General features: G+C 41.1%; 15 protein-coding genes. 14 read left to right on the forward strand and 1 reads right to left on the reverse strand.

What is annotated here, in order from left to right; all coding sequences use genetic code 11:
• Positions 1 to 36 precede the first annotated feature (36 nt).
• The 14 genes from PHU20_RS09015 (at position 37) to PHU20_RS09080 (ending at position 16785) form a co-directional block, all read left to right on the forward strand.
• The gene (locus PHU20_RS09015) at positions 37 to 366 is read left to right on the forward strand and encodes a YtxH domain-containing protein (RefSeq protein ID WP_274825021.1); all 330 of its coding nucleotides are present in this window, start codon (positions 37 to 39) and stop codon (positions 364 to 366) included.
• A gap of 6 nt (positions 367 to 372) precedes the next feature.
• Positions 373 to 717, forward strand: coding sequence for a phage holin family protein (locus tag PHU20_RS09020; RefSeq protein WP_274825022.1), 345 nt, complete (start codon positions 373 to 375; stop codon positions 715 to 717).
• Positions 718 to 819: 102 nt separating this feature from the next.
• The gene (locus tag PHU20_RS09025; protein WP_274825023.1) at positions 820 to 1047 is read left to right on the forward strand and encodes a DUF6327 family protein; all 228 of its coding nucleotides are present in this window, start codon (positions 820 to 822) and stop codon (positions 1045 to 1047) included.
• Positions 1048 to 1159: 112 nt separating this feature from the next.
• Positions 1160 to 1939: a patatin-like phospholipase family protein gene (locus PHU20_RS09030; protein WP_274825024.1), complete on the forward strand. Its 780-nt coding sequence runs from the start codon at positions 1160 to 1162 to the stop codon at positions 1937 to 1939.
• Between the two features lie 523 nt (positions 1940 to 2462).
• On the forward strand, positions 2463 to 3164 hold the full coding sequence (locus PHU20_RS09035; protein WP_274825025.1) for a hypothetical protein: 702 nt from the start codon (positions 2463 to 2465) through the stop codon (positions 3162 to 3164).
• A gap of 346 nt (positions 3165 to 3510) precedes the next feature.
• A complete protein-coding gene (locus PHU20_RS09040; protein WP_274825026.1) occupies positions 3511 to 4053 on the forward strand; it encodes a DUF4287 domain-containing protein in 543 nt (180 codons plus the stop codon).
• A 63-nt stretch (positions 4054 to 4116) separates the two neighbouring features.
• A complete protein-coding gene (locus PHU20_RS09045) occupies positions 4117 to 5133 on the forward strand; it encodes a S66 peptidase family protein (RefSeq protein ID WP_274825027.1) in 1017 nt (338 codons plus the stop codon).
• 311 nt (positions 5134 to 5444) lie between these two features.
• Positions 5445 to 7184 carry an amidohydrolase family protein gene (locus PHU20_RS09050; RefSeq protein ID WP_274825028.1) on the forward strand — a complete coding sequence of 580 codons (1740 nt, stop codon included), beginning with the start codon at positions 5445 to 5447 and terminating at the stop codon, positions 7182 to 7184.
• 531 nt (positions 7185 to 7715) lie between these two features.
• Positions 7716 to 8729: a formylglycine-generating enzyme family protein gene (locus PHU20_RS09055; RefSeq protein ID WP_274825029.1), complete on the forward strand. Its 1014-nt coding sequence runs from the start codon at positions 7716 to 7718 to the stop codon at positions 8727 to 8729.
• 14 nt (positions 8730 to 8743) lie between these two features.
• Positions 8744 to 10711, forward strand: coding sequence for a sulfatase-like hydrolase/transferase (locus PHU20_RS09060; RefSeq protein WP_274825030.1), 1968 nt, complete (start codon positions 8744 to 8746; stop codon positions 10709 to 10711).
• A 143-nt stretch (positions 10712 to 10854) separates the two neighbouring features.
• Complete coding sequence (locus PHU20_RS09065; protein WP_274825031.1) at positions 10855 to 11982, forward strand: FG-GAP repeat domain-containing protein; 1128 nt, start codon at positions 10855 to 10857, stop codon at positions 11980 to 11982.
• 185 nt (positions 11983 to 12167) lie between these two features.
• Positions 12168 to 14129 carry a CocE/NonD family hydrolase gene (locus PHU20_RS09070; protein ID WP_274825032.1) on the forward strand — a complete coding sequence of 654 codons (1962 nt, stop codon included), beginning with the start codon at positions 12168 to 12170 and terminating at the stop codon, positions 14127 to 14129.
• A 566-nt stretch (positions 14130 to 14695) separates the two neighbouring features.
• Complete coding sequence (locus tag PHU20_RS09075) at positions 14696 to 15520, forward strand: DUF6920 family protein (protein WP_274825033.1); 825 nt, start codon at positions 14696 to 14698, stop codon at positions 15518 to 15520.
• A 74-nt stretch (positions 15521 to 15594) separates the two neighbouring features.
• Positions 15595 to 16785: a TlpA family protein disulfide reductase gene (locus PHU20_RS09080; protein ID WP_274825034.1), complete on the forward strand. Its 1191-nt coding sequence runs from the start codon at positions 15595 to 15597 to the stop codon at positions 16783 to 16785.
• 105 nt (positions 16786 to 16890) lie between these two features.
• Here PHU20_RS09080 and PHU20_RS09085 read toward each other — a convergent pair whose 3' ends face one another.
• Positions 16891 to 17619 carry a LytR/AlgR family response regulator transcription factor gene (locus PHU20_RS09085; protein WP_274825035.1) on the reverse strand — a complete coding sequence of 243 codons (729 nt, stop codon included), beginning with the start codon at positions 17617 to 17619 and terminating at the stop codon, positions 16891 to 16893.
• Positions 17620 to 17621: the final 2 nt, after the last annotated feature.

Raw genomic sequence — 17621 nt, forward strand, 5'->3', positions numbered from 1 at the left:
TATAAGAATTTAGTATTCACCTAAAATATTTATATCATGACAAACGATAGTGGAAACATCATGTTGGCCTTACTGGCAGGAGCTGCTATAGGAGCAGGTTTCGGTATCCTTTATGCACCGGACAAAGGCGTCAAAACCAGGGAAAAAATCAAAGAAAAAGCGTTGGATGCCAAAAACGAGATAACAGAACGCATATCACACGCCAAAGATGAGCTTACCAAGACGGCTGAAGAAAAGAAAGTTGAGTTTGAACAAAAATTGGAAGATACCTTGTCCAATATGAGTTATAAGGCCGATGACATTATTGCGTCCTTGGAACGTAAATTGGAGGAATTGAAAAAGAAAAACGCACAACTTCAGAAATAGGACCATATGGCAATTGATGATTTAAAGAAGGATCTAATTGAGGCCGATGCCGATATTAGATCCTATCTAAAGCATAGTGAGGAGTATTTTAAACTTAAAGTCTTTAAGGCCTTGATGCGGGCCATAACTTCCTTTAGCCATTTTTTTGTATTAGGGGCCATTTTGTTAATGGGGATGTTTTTCATATCCATTGCCGTAAGTTATGTCATCGGTGATGCCATGGGGAATGCCCTATACGGTTTTCTTATTGTTGGTGGCTTCTATGTGATACTTGCTGTGTTGTGCTATATCTTTCGCGAAAGACTGGATCGCCCTTTACTCCGTAAATTTTCCAAATATTATTATGAATGAGGGGAATGCGTTCGTGCAGATGATGGTAAGGAACCATTTTAGCGGTAAAATTCCAGTGGCTACCACGAGATGTATTTAAGAGATAAAAGCAAATTTGAACCCATGAAAGAATTCAGCTCTTTTGATGAAATAGATAGGCAGTTGAAGGTATTGAGCCTTCAGCGCGAGATAAATTTACAGCAATTTAAATTGAACCTGAATCATTTTAAATCAGAATTGCATCCCACGCAACTGTTAGGTGGATTCAAAGGGATCATACAAAAAGCGGTGATTACATTTATATTACAGAAATTACGTAAAAGAAGGCAATCGAAACAGGACCGCGAATAGGCCCTGGAAATGCCCTTCCGTCCTTCTTACGGACCGATTATCCAAATTAAGTATTGACATTGTATCATTACAGCCGTATCTTTAGACCTCTGGCTAAATAAATGGTTGTTACATGAATATTGGTTTAGCGCTTTCCGGAGGTGGTGTTCGCGGTATTGCCCATATTGGCGTAATAAAAGCATTGGAGGAACATGGCATTTTTCCCAACTACATCGCAGGTACAAGTGCCGGTGCCATTGTAGGTGCGCTTTATGCAAATGGTAATTCTTGCCAAGAAATCCTTGATTTCTTTAAGTTGACTGACGTTTTCAGTATCAATAAGTTTGCCCTGGGCAAGCCCGGTATCATAGATACCGAGAAGCTTTATGATAGTTTTATGGGCATTTTGGGTACCGATGATTTTAGCGTGTTGAAAAAGCATCTTTATGTTACGGCAACCAATATCATAGACGGCACCCTACATGTTTTCAGTAAAGGGGAACTTATTCGGCCAATTTTGGCCTCGGCTGCTTTTCCTGCCATTTTTACCCCCATCCAAATAGGTGATGACCATTTTATTGATGGCGGAACCTTGAATAATTTTCCGGTGGATTTGATTACCGAACTATGTGACAAAATAATTGGGGTGTACGTAAATCCTTTCGAGAAGAAAAGCATTAAGGATCTAAAACACTCGTTGAGTGTTTTGGATAGGGCTTATAAGATCAGGTCGGCCTATGATTCGATAATAAAGTTCAAGGACTGTGATATTGTTATCAGTCCGAAGGAATTAAAGAAGGTCGGTACGTTTACCGTAAGGGATATGGATGCGGTATTTAATTTGGGCTATGGAGCGGCCAAGGCAAAATTGACCGATGAAAAAGTCAAGGCTTTCCTAAACGAAACGACTTAAAGCGTTTATAAACCCCATAAGCACCCATGCCAACGTTCAGGATACCAAGAAGTAAGGCGCATAAAAGAGTGGGTATTTTCGAAAGGGCTATCATATCCCAATCCACTGGTTTTAGGTGCTTGACCCATACGGTTTAATTCTATAACCGTAATTTTCTTTTTTTTGGGTGATGAACCAAACTGTGTCGAAAAGTGGAAGATCGGCTCCTATTTCTATTTCTTTCCAAAATCCATTCCCCATTGGTCTTTGGGGCAAAAATGTGCTCTCAAGATATACTTTATATTGGGGAAACCAATGGTGACAAGGTGGCGTAAAGGTTCCTTTATTGAATATTTTAAAGATGTCGGAATACTTATTAGGTTCCCTGATTCACTGCATTTAGGAAGGTGGGAACTTAAAAGGAATACTTCACGTAGGTCAGGAAAGGGTCTTTAATACTGATCTTTATCATTTTAATCGACGGTAAATGATGGTAGATTTAAGAAAGTGAAAAATGTATTGTTAATTTTAAAGACATAGCATCATGTTAGTAAAACAATTGGCCCAGCATAAAGAAGAGAACGATTTTGAACAATTTTATAACAAAATAACGACATTGGAACCCGATTTAAGGAAATTCATGTCAAGGAGCTTAAAGGCCGCAGAGAACCAAGGTGCGATTGATAGGGGGTTTTATAAGGCGGAAGAACTTTTGGATGAGATATACCTCGAAATCTTTAAGGAATTTAAGGATTACATGGATGCGGATAAGATCAAGACCATCCTTTTTTCAAAGGCCATTCAAAAAATAGAGGAGAAAAAAATAATTGAGCAGGAAACTCCGGATTACGTGAGTACCGAAAAGATGCTCAAGGAAGAAATGAATGCCCTGAATGAGAACTTCACCTCACAGGCCGACGGGGATTTGATACTCAATACAGAGCTCGATGATATCTCTTACAAACAATCCAGGGAATGGTCGGATAACATTATATTGGATTCCACTTTGGAAGAACAATTGATCAAAAAAATGGATATGAGCGATACCCTACTACCGTCAATCGAACGCCGTAAGCTATTTGGGGTATTATTCAATACCATTCCCCCGAGAAGTAAAACGGTTTTGGAGCTATATGCCTTTGGTAATAGGGCCGAAAGCGAAATTTCCGAAATCCTGGAAGTTCCAGAAACCATTGTTAGCGGTATTGTCGAAAAACTCAAGGAACGCTTTAGACTTCTAAAATGAGTGGTTCCCTTGGGGTTTAAAGGACCAAGCCATAAAACCGAATCTGGAATTCAAAAAGGGAGGGGCCGCATCTCCCTTTTTGAATTTTTATCCGCTTTCCAATGCAATCGATATCATCCATGTACTTTGTCATTTATCATTGTTTGCAAAGGTTATAACACCTTGCGTAAACGAAAAAATAAGTGCTGCTTCCGTATGGTCTGGCGATGCCCAGAACAGTGAATGGGCCTAGGGCTCTTTGCCCTGCACGAATTTCTTGGGAAATGGTTACCTCTAAAAAAGAAATATATTAACTTGTCCCTATTCAAAATTTTTAAGACCGATTTGAAAATTAAAGTACCTTGTTATGGATAAAGCCTTACAATCAATGATCGATAATATGCCTGAAAAAACAGGGAAATCTTTAGAGGAATGGGTTGGAATCTTGAAAGGGAAATCGTTTTCAAAACATTCAGAAGCTGTAAATTACCTCAAATCGGAACATAACGTTACCCATGGTTATGCAAACACCATCGTAACACTTTCCAAAAACGATACTTCATCTGAAGACGATTTGGTAGCGACACAATACCAGGGAAAGGAAGTCCTTTTGCCTATTTACCATGCATTGATCGCTTATGTAAAAACCCTTGGGGAAGATGTGACGATAACGCCTAAAAAGGGGAGTGTAAGCATAATCCGAAAAAGGCAGTTCGTATTGATCAAGCCTGCAACCAAGACAAGGGTTGATTTAGGGTTGAAATTAAAGGACAAACCGACTACCGATAGATTGGGGAACTCAGGGCCCTTTGGTACCATGTGTACGCACAGGGTTCAACTCACCGATGTGAAAGAAGTCGATGCCGAGTTAAAGCATTGGATAAAAGAAGCCTACTCAAAATCCATTTAAACCGACTTGAATGGTATTTAGACTGCAATAAGCGCACTTTGGTGGAGACCAAACAAAATAATTATGAAGAGAAGACCATTTTTAAAGACAGCGGCTATAGGGGCTACGGCAATTTTCGCTACCCCACATGTAGCGGCAAATCCTGCGTTAGGAGGTAAAAAGAACCGGACGATCAAACCCAAAAGGCTTAGGCCGGGAGATGGTATTACATTGATCGCTCCGGGAGGGCCCGTAAACGACGAAAAGATAGCACTTGCCATAAAGAACATTGAGGATTTGGGGCTTAAACCTAAATTGTCTAGAAATTTACGGGCCAAAAGAGGTTATATGGCCGGTACCGATACCCAAAGACTGCATGATTTCCACAACGCCTTTGCCGATACGGAAACAAAGGCCATATGGTGTGTTAGGGGAGGGGACGGCTGTAATAGGTTGTTGCCTTCTATCGACTATGACTTGATTAAGGAAAATCCAAAGGCATTGATCGGTTTCAGCGATATCACGGCACTCATCAATGCCATTTACAGGAAAACGGGATTGGTCGGCCTTCATGGTCCGATAGCGGCATGGGATTTTACCGATTTCAATACAAAGCACTTGAAAGCCGTTTTGTTTCATGGAGGGGCTGGACATACCGTATATGGAACTGAAAAAACGGAAACATTGGTAAATGGGAAAGTTACCGGAAAATTGATGGGGGGCAACCTTAGTTTGTTGTCTGCTTTATCGGGAACAGGTTTTGATAACGACTTTAAGGATAAAATCGTTTTTATCGAAGATGTTGGGGAAAAACCTCGTAAAGTGGATCGAATGTTGACCCAACTAAGACAAGCAAATGGTCTTGAAAGGGCGAAAGGGATTATTTTGGGTGAATTTGACGATTGTGAGCCGGGGGAAGGTGAGGATTCCCTTAGTTTGATTGAGGCATTGAAAGATAGGTTGTCGGGTTTGAATATTCCAATGGTATATAACTTTCCATTTGGGCATGACAAAAATTTATGCACATTTCCCGTTGGTATCCAGGTAGCACTCGACGCTTCAAACAAAAGCATCACATTCAGGGAAGATACCACCTTGTAATATTGCCTGAATCGTCCGATGGAAATTCCCCGGTATTGGCGGGTTTGTTCCGCAAGGCAACCATTTTGTTTTAGGAGCCAATGGTGCGATTCAATATATTTGAATATCCATCGTAAAGGGCAGGTTTCTAAAGAAGACCAAACGTACGTTGGTTGCAATTCATGCGTTCCCTTTAAAACCGATCTATGAAGTAGTATAAGAAGACTTGACACACCTTATGGATTGATCAATCCATGATACTTGAAAGACTGAGGATAAAGGTTCGATGTATCAGCCGTTAACATAAATCTTATCAATTAAAACGAAAATATATGATATCTAGGCGAATTATGGTTTTTATTTTTTTCATGGCTTACTTTCCTCTTTTTGCCCAAACCTACATTACCCACGTGACTGTAGTGGATGTGGAGGAACAAAGATTGGTGCCTGATCGAACTGTGGTAATCACAAATGGTCTGATATCGAAAATCGATAAAAGCAATAAGATAAATATCCCTGATAATGCTACCATAATAAATGGTTCCAAGAAATATCTCATTCCGGGATTGGTCGATGCGCACATTCATTTCTTCCAAAATGGCGGAGTATATACACGTCCTGATATCATCGATTTACAAAAATACACTAGTTATCGGCAAGAAATTGAGTTGGCCAAAGTGGACATGGAAACCAAATTGAAGCGATACCTTCAAAATGGGATCACCACGGTGATAGATGTAGGTGCCAGTTATAATTTACTCCGACAACGATACGATTTTACGGATAAAAATTATTCCCCGACGATATTCATGACAGGGCCTTTGTTAACTACTTATGAGCCAAAAGTGTATGAAAATCTAGGGAATGACGAACCTTTTATTTTGACCAAATCCATAGCGGATGGCATAAATGGGGTTAGACAACAGCTTCCTTATAACCCGGATTTCATAAAAATTTGGTATATCGCTGGGGCAGATGGATTGAGTATAGCGGAAAGCGCACGTAAAAACCTTCCGATCGTTAAAGCCATTATAGAGGAAGCCCATAAAAACCATCTGAAAATAGCAGTACATGCGACACAACGGATTACCGCTCAATTGGCAGTTGAAAATGGTGCGGACTTTTTAGTACATAGTGTTAAGGATGAAATTTTAAAGGAGGATTTTATTCAATTGATGAAAAAGAAGGGAACTGTTCTTTGTCCTACGTTGAAAGTCAATAGTGGGTATAAAAATACGTTTGGTCAAAATCTATCTTTGAGCAATTATGAATTACAAAAAGCCGATCCCTTTCAATTAGGCTCCTTGTTGGATTTAAAACATTTACCGGATACGGTGTTGGTTGGGAAATACAAAGAAAATGCCACCTCGGTAAAAAGTATTTCCAACCTAAACAATGATAGCGCGATAAGAATGGAAAATCTGAAAAAACTGTCAGATGCCGGGGTCTTGATCGCCACAGGCACTGATGCGGGTAATATAGGAACCTTGCACGCTTCTTCCTATTTGGCAGAACTGAAAGCAATGCATGAAAGTGGTATGAATAATTGGCAAATTATAAAAGCTTCGACAATCAATGGGGCTAAAATCCTAAATAAAGAAAAGGAATTTGGATCTATTGGGGTCGGCAAGAAGGCCAATCTCATCCTTTTGGATGCAAATCCAACCGAAAATATAGAAAACATTACCAAAATCAATACCATAATTAATAAAGGAGTGGGCTTTAAACCAAAAGACCTGCTCCAAGATTCACCGGCTGATTTGGCACAAAGACAATTGAATGCCTATAACTTCAGGAATATCGAAGCCTTTTTAGCGCCTTATGCCGATGATGTGGAGGTCTATGATTTTCCGGATCGATTAAGGTATAAGGGCAAGGAGACAATGAGAAAGGTATATGCGGAAAAATTCAAAAATACAACGAACTTACATTGTGAAGTAAAAGAAAGAATTGTGCAAGGTAATATCGTTATTGATAAGGAACGGGTCAGATCCGGAAATAAAATCAATGAAGCAGTGGCCATCTACCATATTGAGGACCATAAAATACAAAAGGTCTATTTTGTTCGATAGGAAGGAAAAAATCGTATGCTTAATAAATTTGTTGTAGAAAGGGAGAAGTTCGTGGCTTAAAAGCTAACACCCGATTATCACTTTGACCAAAATCGACGGCCGTCGAAAAGCGGGCATTCCAGATAACCTGTAATTCATTTTGCAATTTTTATGCCTTTGTATTTTTTAGAATCGGGATCGGCCATGTTGGGGATAGGGTTGGTATTTTTATACTTGTATTTAAGTATATTTACAATAAAAACACTTTCTTTGTTCATAAATGCAGTATTTTTTTATATTTATAGAAAAAAATAAAGGATATTTTTCTTTGAATATATGTAATAATTATTTGTTTTCAATAAATTGTACCATTATTATCAATAGTTTGGATATTTTGTAACGTAATTCTTTTAAATTGATAATTTTTACAATGAAAATGAATGATTTGGTTTTATTTCATAAATTCGAAGCCGTGAAAAATGCGCGTTGTACAAGCACTTACTTTTTGACAATTCATTAACCTGTCCTGGAGTATTTCTGAAGTATTTGAGAATGAGATTAGATGTAATAGTTGTTTTTTTAACCTTGTTGTTTTCTTTTTCATGCAAGGATGTTAAAAGTGATAAAGAGGTACTTGTTGCGGGAATGGTCTGGGTCCCTTCGGATACCTATTCCATGGGCTCTGATGACCAAAGGGCATATTCTCCGGAAACGCCATCCCATAAAGTCACTACCAAGGGGTTTTGGATTGATGAAACCGAGGTGACCAACCTACAGTATAAAGAATTTGTAGAAGCTACGGACTATATTACGGTAGCTGAACGGGAATTGGATTGGGAAGAATTGAAGCAACAACTACCCCAAGATATGGTCAAACCACCTGATAGTTTACTGGTGCCGGGGTCCATTGTCTTTATCCAACCTAAAGAGCAGGTTAACCCAACAAATCCATCATTGTGGTTCAAATGGGTTGCAGGTGCCAATTGGCGGCATCCAGAGGGGCCTGAAAGTAATTTGGAGAATCGTTGGGACCACCCGGTCGTACACATTGCCTATGAAGATGCCGAGGCATATGCGGATTGGAAAGGGAAGCGTTTGCCTACGGAAGCTGAATGGGAACTGGCTGCACAATCGAACATCGGCACTGACCCATGGAGTAATGTAGGCGAGAAAGTTTTGGCCAATACTTTCCAGGGAATTTTTCCTTATAAAAATTCCAATGAAGACGGTTTTTCGAAGACATCGCCAATAAAAAGCTTTCCCCCCAATGAATTGGGTATTTATGATATGATCGGTAATGTGTGGGAATGGACAACGGATTGGTATAATACCTCTTACTATAAAGAGCTTGATGCATCAAGAACAATGATGAATCCCGTTGGTGCATCTTCGTTTTACGACCCCGACGAGCCATATACCCCCAAAAAAGTGATAAAAGGGGGGTCATTCCTATGTGCTTCGAATTATTGTTCCAATTATAGGACCAGTGCCCGGATTGGCTCCGCTATTGATACTGGATTATCCCATGTGGGCTTTAGATGTGTAAAAAGTGAAATAACCAATTAAATTTATATAACCCTATGAAAGTTTCCCTTGATCCCATTAAATTTTTAGTGCTCTTTCTTTGTTTGTTTTCAAAGATCCAAGGGCAGGACAGGCCAAACATTATATTGATATTTCCAGATAACCTCGGTGTCGGTGAGGTAGGTACTTATGGTAGTGCGAGAGGTATAGAAACACCGAATATCGATCGTATTGGAAATGAAGGGATAAAACTGACCAATTTTAATGTTGAGTATTCCTGTGCTGTTTCCAGGATTGCATTGCTTACAGGAAGGTATGCCGTGCGTACCGGTAAAGGTGATGCTCGAAATGGGATGACACTTTGGGAAAAAACCATTCCGGAGAATTTGAAAACCGTTGGGTATTCAACGGCACTTTACGGTAAATGGCACATAGGCGGTGAAAATTGGGAAGGCCAAAGGGAACCTACCCACCAAGGGTTTGATGAATGGTATGGTATTCCTGGTACAAGTTACCCTGCCCAGTTCACCTCTTTTGAAAACTATGACTCCGATAAATTAGGGGAGCCTTATATCTGGGAAGGGAAATCGGGGGAAACCGGTAAAAAAGTGAAGCCCTATAATATGGAAACAAGGAAAACCATAGATCGGGAATGTGCCCTAAAGGGTGTGGAATTCATAAAAAAGAACGCTAAGAAAAAGAACCCTTTTTTCCTTTACTACCCAATGACCCAAATTCATTTCCCGACCCTAACACATCCTGATAAAGAAGGAGCTACAGGGGCTGGTGATTTGGCAGATGCCATGGCCGATGTGGATTACAATGTTGGGTTGCTATTGGCGGAGATAGAACGATTGGGGATCGAAGAAAATACCCTGGTAATATGGTGTACGGATAATGGTGCGGAATTAAGACGTCCGTGGAGGGGGACTTCAGGTCCATGGAGAGGTTATTACAATTCTTTATTGGAAGGAGGTATAAGAACCCCGTTCGTAGCTAAATGGCCAAAAAAGATCAAGCCCGGTCAAGTCTCGAATCAATTAGTCCATGAAATCGATGTTTTTCCTACGCTTATGGCAGCAGCCGGAGTCACGGATTATTTAACGGACGATCGTGTTTTTGATGGTGTGAACCAGCTTCCTTTTCTTGAAGGTGAACAAGGGAAATCGAACAGGGAAAGTATTACTTTTGTGGCAAGGGAAGGAAATATGATGGCCGTAAAGTGGCATGATTGGAAACTTTGGTATTATTATAAAACCCCACTTGAAACCGAATCAAAAAATCTTGTACGCCTATTCGATCTTAACGTTGATCCAAGGGAAGAAATAGATGTGAAGGATTTCTATCCTTGGGTGATTCCGATCATGGACAGTATCGTGGCCGATTATGAATCATCGTTGATTACATACCCACGGGTGCCTTATTATATCAATGATCCTTATACGCCGCCCAAACGCAATACGGGAAGTCCTGTGGTAACTTATACCCGGACCGATAGGGCCAAACTTGGGGAGCGTTCAGACGCATTGCCAAATCCCAATTTCTCAGGAGCTTGGACAACAACGCCCATGATAAAACCGCTGCTTCGAAAAGAACCTAAACAGGAATTTGTCCCAACATTGGGTAGTGGTTGGGGTGATGAAATTACGATTGTCCAAAACGATGAGCTGTTGGAAGTCGAAAGAATATTCTATGAGCCCAACGATTTACAACCCCCTGTGCGTTATCGTTATGCCCTGGATGGATCGGAGACTAAGAATTTACCGCCTGTTGGGCGTACTTGGCCAGCCCCCGTTTCTACCACTAAATGGGAGGGTGATCGTATGGTCATTACTACAAATTACCCGTTTAGACACCCTGGTACAGGGGAATGGATGACGGGTAAAACTGTCCAAACCTTATGGTTGGATAAAGGCAATCGTCCCCCCTGGGAACCCCAATTGGTGGTAGAAACCACTAGGTTCGGGGTTTTAGGTGGAATTACATCGACGAATCGTACGGTATATACAAGAGGATTCCAATAGTCGTAACCCGTTTAACGGATAAGCCGATTTGAGATCGAATGGGAGGGCAAAACGGAATCCGGATTTGCACGATAACCTCCTATTTTCTCAAATCAGCTTTGTTTGTAAATGCTATCTTGTATCTTTCCTTAAATAAACTATTCATGAAAAGAACCGTTAAATTTTATTTCCTTTTTCTCCCATTGTTGGCCACGGCACAGGAACATGGTTTTTTTTCGAGAAATGATATGGGCGTTGATGAGCCGAGTTTCAGTTTCGGTACGGTAAAACAAAGAAGTGCCTCTATTAGTCTGGGTGACGTCAATAATGACGGGAAACTTGATGCAGTCACCGCCAATGGTCGGCATTGGCCCGAAACCAACTTTGTCTTCTACAATTCAGGTAAAGGTTTTAATTCCATGCGTCGATTGGATCCGCTAAGTTCAACCAGCTATGCGGCGGAATTGGTGGACTTGGATAATGATGGGGATTTGGATATTATCGAAATAAACGATGATGCACCACATGTCATTTATACAAACGATGGTTTGGGACACTTCAAGTTTCATTCGGAAGTGGCCGAAAGCTCCAATGCCAGAAATGTGGCATTGGATGATCTTGACAATAATGGATATGTCGATTTTATTATAACCAATAGAAGGCAGCAGAACGTGGTCTGTTATAACAATGGGGGATTAAGCTTCGATTGTAGTAAATTGGAAACCCAGCGGAATTCCACGATTGATATAGCCATAAAAGATATGGACAATGATGGCCTGCCCGATTTGATCCTTGCCAACCGCGATAATATCCCAAATGAGATTTATATGAATAAAGGTAACAGGCAATTTACTAAAAAACTTGACTTTGGGTCGGGAACCTTCGAAACCCGTTCTGTTGCCGTTGCCGATATGGACAATGATGGATATTTGGACATTGTAACCGGGAATATCAACAGTGCCAATATCATCTATTTTGGAAACGAGAATTTTGAATTCAAGGAAACCATGGCATTTGGTGTTGGGAATACCGATACCTATAGTATCGCCCTGGCCGATTTCAACAAGGATGGTTTTATTGATATCGTAACGGCCAATTACCAGAAGCCCAATACGGTTTTCATGAGTATTGGGGGTGATTCTTTCGAGCAAATCAACTTGACGGATATGGCATCCAGGACATACGACGTGGTTGTGGGGGATATAGATGCTGATGGTTGGATGGATATTGCCATAGCCAATTCCGATGCCCTTAACCTATACTATTTGAATGTTTTCAATAAAGATCGGTGAATTAAACCCCGAACAAGCATCTAAAGGTATTTTTTGAAAGTAAATAGCCCGATATTCCACTTTTCGCAGGAGGGTACGTAAGGTGGAAACTGTTATATTTATGACCGAATAATTCATGGTTCGTAAACAAATGGACCAAACTGTCAACTTTGGGTAACACCAACCAAAAAACAACCAATATACCAATGATGAAATTCTTAAAAAAAACCGGAGTACGATTACAGGCCGAAAGCGGGTTGTGTATACCCGATTCTGTCAAAACCTTGGGAAGGCGGAAACTATTGAACTTAATTGTAATTGCTTTTTTCTTTTTGGGTAATACCCTTATGGCTCAGGGCGATGTTCTGAAAGAACTTCAGGAAATTGCCATCGTGGACCAAAAGGTAATGGTGCCGATGCGCGATGGTATTCGCTTGGCTACCGATATCTATCGTCCCAAAACAGATCAGAAAGTCCCTATTATTTTTTCGCGTACGCCATATAATTTCAATTCATGGGGAGATGGGGAGCAAAAAACACGAACCGCCCAAAGAGCATTGGCGGTTGTTAAGAGGGGATATGCCTATGTGGTGCAGAATGAACGCGGAAGGTATTTTTCGGAAGGGGAATGGGATATTTTGGGAGTGCCGTTGACCGATGGCTATGATGCATTTACCTGGATGAAAAATCAATCTTGGTCCAATGGTAAGATCGGTACTTTAGGTTGTTCTTCGACTGCCGAATGGCAAATGGCAGTAGCCGCTTTGGACCATCCCTCCCATGCTGCTATGGTTCCCCAAGGTTTTGGGGCAGGTGTAGGTCGGGTCGGCACTATCAATGAACAAGGTAACTGGTACCGTGGAGGTGCGGAACAGATGTTGTTCTTTGCTTGGTTATATCGTGTTGAGCAAGATAAATTCAAACCGCGGATCCCCGAAGGGGCAACCCAGGAAGATTTAATCAGGATTTCAAGATTTTACGATCTGGATCCTGAAAGTCCGCCGGTGGATATGGCTGAAGCTCTGAATCATTTACCGATTCAGGACATATTGAAGAATATAAATGGAAAACGTGAGATCTTTGATAAAATGATACGCCGTAAACCCAATGATGAAGCTTGGTTTAAAGGGGGTATTTATCATGACAATATGGAAATCGGGGTCCCTAGTTTTTGGTTTGCATCATGGTACGATGTTTCCATAACCCCAAATCTGGCTTTGTTCAATCATGTCAGGAATAATGCGAAGGATGCAACGGTTAGGGATAACCAATACTTGGTCATTGCTCCGACCTTGCATTGTGCTTATACCCGGGCAACTGAAAATACCATTGTTGGCGAACGAAGTGTCGGCGATGCCAGACTTAATTATGATGAGCAGATTTATGCTTGGTTCGATTTATGGCTCAAAGGGGAGCAAAACGATTTTAAGGAGAAAACGCCTAGGGTGCAATATTATACCATGGGAAGCAATAAATGGCAGGCATCGGAGACTTGGCCTCCTAAGGAAGCAAAATTGACAACGTATTATTTGAACAGTGAAGGTGGGGCCAATAGCTTTTTCGGAGATGGAAAGTTGACCACGTCAAAGGCGGGTTCCGATAATCCGGATGGTTTCACCTATGACCCGATGCTTCCCGTACCTTCGCATGGGGGGAATGTTTGTTGTACCGGGAATGCCGTTCAAGGAGGGGCTTTCGACCAGCAACAAATGGAGACTAGAAATGATATTTTGGTCTATACCACCGATGTGTTGCAAAAAGGTGTTGAGGTTTCCGGTTTTATCGAATCTTCATTATATGTATCTTCCGATGTAAAAGATACTGATTTTACCATTAAACTTATCGATGTCTATCCTGATGGGAGAGCTTACAATTTGGATGAAACCATTCAGCGTGTAAGATATCGTGAGGGTTATGATAAAGAAGTATTCATGGAAAAGGATAAAGTCTATAAGGTAGATTTGACCCCTATGTCGACCAGCAATTATTTTGGGAAAGGACATCGTATACGTATTGAAATATCCAGTAGTAATTTCCCTCGTTTTGCACGTAATCTAAATACTGGTGGTAATAATTATGACGAAAAGGAAGGTGTGATTGCCCATAATAAGGTGCACCATTCCTCAGACTACCCGTCACAAATACGATTGCCCATGATTTTCGATTAGAAAAAAAAGGGGATTACTTTAGGATAGGGAATCAATTGAGCCGACTTGGATTGAATGTAATGCCGATTTGTTTTCGGGTCGATCGAAACGGTTCCTGTTCCACCTAAAGACTTTGCAATTCATAGGAATTGGAATATCGAAAAACGCTTCGGGGAAGATATCTACCCTGAAGCGTTTTTTATGGGCCCTTAGTCGACTTTTCCGTGGTTGTGTGGTGCCTTGTCATGCAGGTCCCTCTAAACTCCTTTTGGTCTCATTCAGAAGCTTACTGTGTGGGGGGTAGCAGTACTTTGTGATTGAAGCTCGTGTATTAACCGTTTAAAAAGGTCCGGTAGAAGGTAAAATATAGATCAGGGAAACATCACAAAAAGCTATACTAACCGTCAATTTTGCGCCTATTTCAATTGGGTCGCTTCTTTTGTGTTTCAATCGATTTAAATTATTGGATAGTAGTGGTTTGTGTTTTTGCAAATTGCGATAATTCATTACATTTAATGGGTGTAAAAGGTAAGAGGAGGGACAAATTTTTTTATAAGGAAATAGTGGGCGGATAAATAAGGATTTTCATGGCATTTTCACGAAACAGCTTCGGCAAATTGGTCGATGCGGAAACCGCACGGATGTTGGATAAAGCGAGTGCCTCGTCCAAGGGGATGGTATCTGGACAAATGCTTTCGAACTTGCCGTCCATCATTCAAAAATGGCTTTTGAATAGTGGTATCGTTGGTCGTGAACCGGTTCACAGTGTCTATTTGGAGCAAGATCTAAAGATGTTGCTAAAACCAAGTCAAAAGAAGTGGGCCAATGCCAAGGCAAAGCAGTATTTCACTGTTGAACCTCCAGCATTTAATTGGTCGGTGCGCATGAAAATGAATCCGTTGATGCCCGTGGTGGGAAGGGACAAATTTGAAAACGGACAAGGGGAAATGACGATTAAATTGTTTTCACGCTTTGCGCTCGCCGATGCCAAAAATAATGAAAAGCTGAATCAGGCTACCTTACAACGCTATTTGGCTGAAACGGTTTGGTTTCCTTCCGCAGCCCTAAGTCCGTATATCACATGGCAAAAAGTAGATGTCAATTCGGCAAAGGCGACCATGGAGTATTGCGGAACCAAAGGTTCGGGGGTATTCCACTTTGACGAAAATGGAACCTTCAAGAAATTCGTAGCGCTGCGGTATAAGGACGTAAACGATGCGACACCTACGGAGTGGGTGGTTACGGCCATCAAAACGGAATTACGTAATGGCATAAAAATACCCGTTGGGTTGAAAGCGGATTGGAAATTGGATTCGTCCTATTGGACGTGGTTAAAATTAAAAATAACCGCCATTGATTATAATGTAAAAGGACTTCCGGAATGGCGGATAAGATCGGTCGATGTCCGATAATTTTCGGGAATGGGCCATTGTAAATTGATGGGGAATGGGTATTTGAATACCTTTGTGGTATTAAATAGGAAAGTATGGGAATTATCCTGAAAAGAAGTATCCTAGGTTTTATCGTCATGGCTTTTACTTTGTTGGCTTGTGATTCCCCGGCCTATATTTCCGGTAGATTGGAAGGTGCGGAAGGAAAGGACATAAAGCTGTATCTGATCCAACCGGAAAACTTACGGGAGGTAGGGGCATCTTATTTCGGAAAGGTCCTGGATTCGGCGGTGGTTGGACCTGATGGTAATTTTGAATTCACTAATCCGCCACAGACCCAAGGCCCCGTGCTCTTGGAGTTGGCTTTGGGGCAATCCGGGAAATACCCCAATTATTTGAAAACCGATGATGTTGTCCGTTCCAATTATATGCCTTTTTTATGGCAAGCGGGAGCGTTTTTGGAAATAACAGCTGATGGGGATGCATTTCAAAATAGTTTTTCGATAGAAAATCCTTCAGAGAACAATAAGGCTTTATTGTACTTAAGGGATGTCGGCCAAAAAGCCTATAAAACTTATCTAGAAGGCAAACAATGGCAATTGGAGGAAGGGAGTCAATTGTTGGATAAGGAGCATGCGATTTTGCAATACCAGACCGAACTGATCAAGTTTGCGGATAGTAGCCAACTCCTAATGCCGGCACTGGTGGCATTTAGATGGGTTAGTCCGGAAGATGATTATGAACGTGTGCCTGAATTTTTGGTACGTCAATGCGAAAAATGGAAGGAAAAACAACCAGGTCATCCTTGGGTAAAACAACTGTGTGAACGGAGTGAGCCCGCTAATTTGCCGGTTTTGGTAGGGGACGGATTTCCAAATCTTACCTTGCCCACGATTACAAAGGATACCTTCGACCTAAAGGATGTTTTGGGTGATAAACTCACGTTGATTGATTTGTGGGCATCTTGGTGTGCCCCTTGTCGCTTGGAAAACCGGGAGGTTTTAGTGCCCCTGTGGGATACATATCACGATAAGGGTTTACAGATTATCGCTTATGGTTTGGAAAGTAATGCTTCGGCCTGGAAAACGGCCATGGTAAGGGATGGGGCAGATCGATGGCTGCAAGCTTCTGATTTGGAGGGAGACGATGCGCCCTTCTTGAAAAAAATCCGTGTGCAGACCATTCCGGCCAATTTTATATTGGATGACCAAGGGGTGGTCGTCGCTAAAAATATCCACGGAAAAGCCTTAATGACTTGGGTGGAAAATTATCTGGGAAAGGAATAGGATATTGCCTTCGATCGTCACGGGGCATTTAGGGGTTTTGGATTTATTCGCTTTAAAAATAGGACGGGTGCGTATCTATTTAAAGTGTCGTGGGGGTACGGACGGTTATATGCCTAAACTGGAAAAGAACTGTGCCTTATGGCTATCGCCAATAGGTATGCGAATCTCATCGATTACGATACGGTTTCGTTGAACGGAGCGAATAAAATCAACATTGACCACATAGGATTTATGTACGCGGAGAAATTGGTTTGGGGGAAGTTTTTCCATCAAATCCTTAAAACTCAACAATGTCAATATGGTTTTATTCGAGTCTGCAATATGTATTTTTAAGTAATCTTTCAGCCCTTGGATATATTTTATTTCATCAAGGTTTATTTTTACACTCTCATGTTCGGACTTGACAAAAATGAATTTTTGGTTTTCGATTACTGCTTCTCCATTCGAGGGAAAAACATTGGCTGAAATGGGTTGCTCTTTCAGGGACATAAGTTCTTTTACCCGGGAAACAGCTTTTATAAAACGATGGTAAGGAATGGGTTTTACCAGATAATCCACGGCATTCAGTTCGAAACCTTCTACGGCATACTGTGAATAGGCTGTGGTAAATATGAAAAAAGGTCGGTTTTCCAGTGCACTTATGAATTCCAATCCACTTAATTGTGGCATTTCAATGTCACAAAAAATAAGATCAACCTTTTGCTCTTTAATGACCGTAATGGCATCCAAAGGGTTGGTGAAGCTGCCTATTTCCTCAATAAATCCCAGTTTTTTACAATAGCCGGATAATACTTCTATGGCCAAGGGTTCGTCATCGATGATTATACAGTTCATGA

This window comes from Maribacter polysaccharolyticus, from assembly GCF_028882255.1.
Classification (GTDB): Bacteria; Bacteroidota; Bacteroidia; order Flavobacteriales; family Flavobacteriaceae; genus Maribacter_A; species Maribacter_A polysaccharolyticus.

Excerpts from the sequence above, each read along its gene's own strand:
- PHU20_RS09050 (WP_274825028.1), top strand. The coding sequence starts at position 5,445 with ATGATATCTAGGCGAATTATGGTTTTTATTTTTTTCATGGCTTACTTT.
- PHU20_RS09080 (WP_274825034.1), top strand. The coding sequence starts at position 15,595 with ATGGGAATTATCCTGAAAAGAAGTATCCTAGGTTTTATCGTCATGGCT.
- PHU20_RS09015 (WP_274825021.1), top strand. The coding sequence starts at position 37 with ATGACAAACGATAGTGGAAACATCATGTTGGCCTTACTGGCAGGAGCT.
- PHU20_RS09065 (WP_274825031.1), top strand. The coding sequence starts at position 10,855 with ATGAAAAGAACCGTTAAATTTTATTTCCTTTTTCTCCCATTGTTGGCC.
- PHU20_RS09025 (WP_274825023.1), top strand. The coding sequence starts at position 820 with ATGAAAGAATTCAGCTCTTTTGATGAAATAGATAGGCAGTTGAAGGTA.
- PHU20_RS09040 (WP_274825026.1), top strand. The coding sequence starts at position 3,511 with ATGGATAAAGCCTTACAATCAATGATCGATAATATGCCTGAAAAAACA.
- PHU20_RS09030 (WP_274825024.1), top strand. The coding sequence starts at position 1,160 with ATGAATATTGGTTTAGCGCTTTCCGGAGGTGGTGTTCGCGGTATTGCC.
- PHU20_RS09075 (WP_274825033.1), top strand. The coding sequence starts at position 14,696 with ATGGCATTTTCACGAAACAGCTTCGGCAAATTGGTCGATGCGGAAACC.
- PHU20_RS09020 (WP_274825022.1), top strand. The coding sequence starts at position 373 with ATGGCAATTGATGATTTAAAGAAGGATCTAATTGAGGCCGATGCCGAT.
- PHU20_RS09085 (WP_274825035.1), bottom strand. The coding sequence starts at position 17,619 with ATGAACTGTATAATCATCGATGACGAACCCTTGGCCATAGAAGTATTA.
- PHU20_RS09055 (WP_274825029.1), top strand. The coding sequence starts at position 7,716 with ATGAGATTAGATGTAATAGTTGTTTTTTTAACCTTGTTGTTTTCTTTT.
- PHU20_RS09060 (WP_274825030.1), top strand. The coding sequence starts at position 8,744 with ATGAAAGTTTCCCTTGATCCCATTAAATTTTTAGTGCTCTTTCTTTGT.
- PHU20_RS09035 (WP_274825025.1), top strand. The coding sequence starts at position 2,463 with ATGTTAGTAAAACAATTGGCCCAGCATAAAGAAGAGAACGATTTTGAA.
- PHU20_RS09070 (WP_274825032.1), top strand. The coding sequence starts at position 12,168 with ATGATGAAATTCTTAAAAAAAACCGGAGTACGATTACAGGCCGAAAGC.
- PHU20_RS09045 (WP_274825027.1), top strand. The coding sequence starts at position 4,117 with ATGAAGAGAAGACCATTTTTAAAGACAGCGGCTATAGGGGCTACGGCA.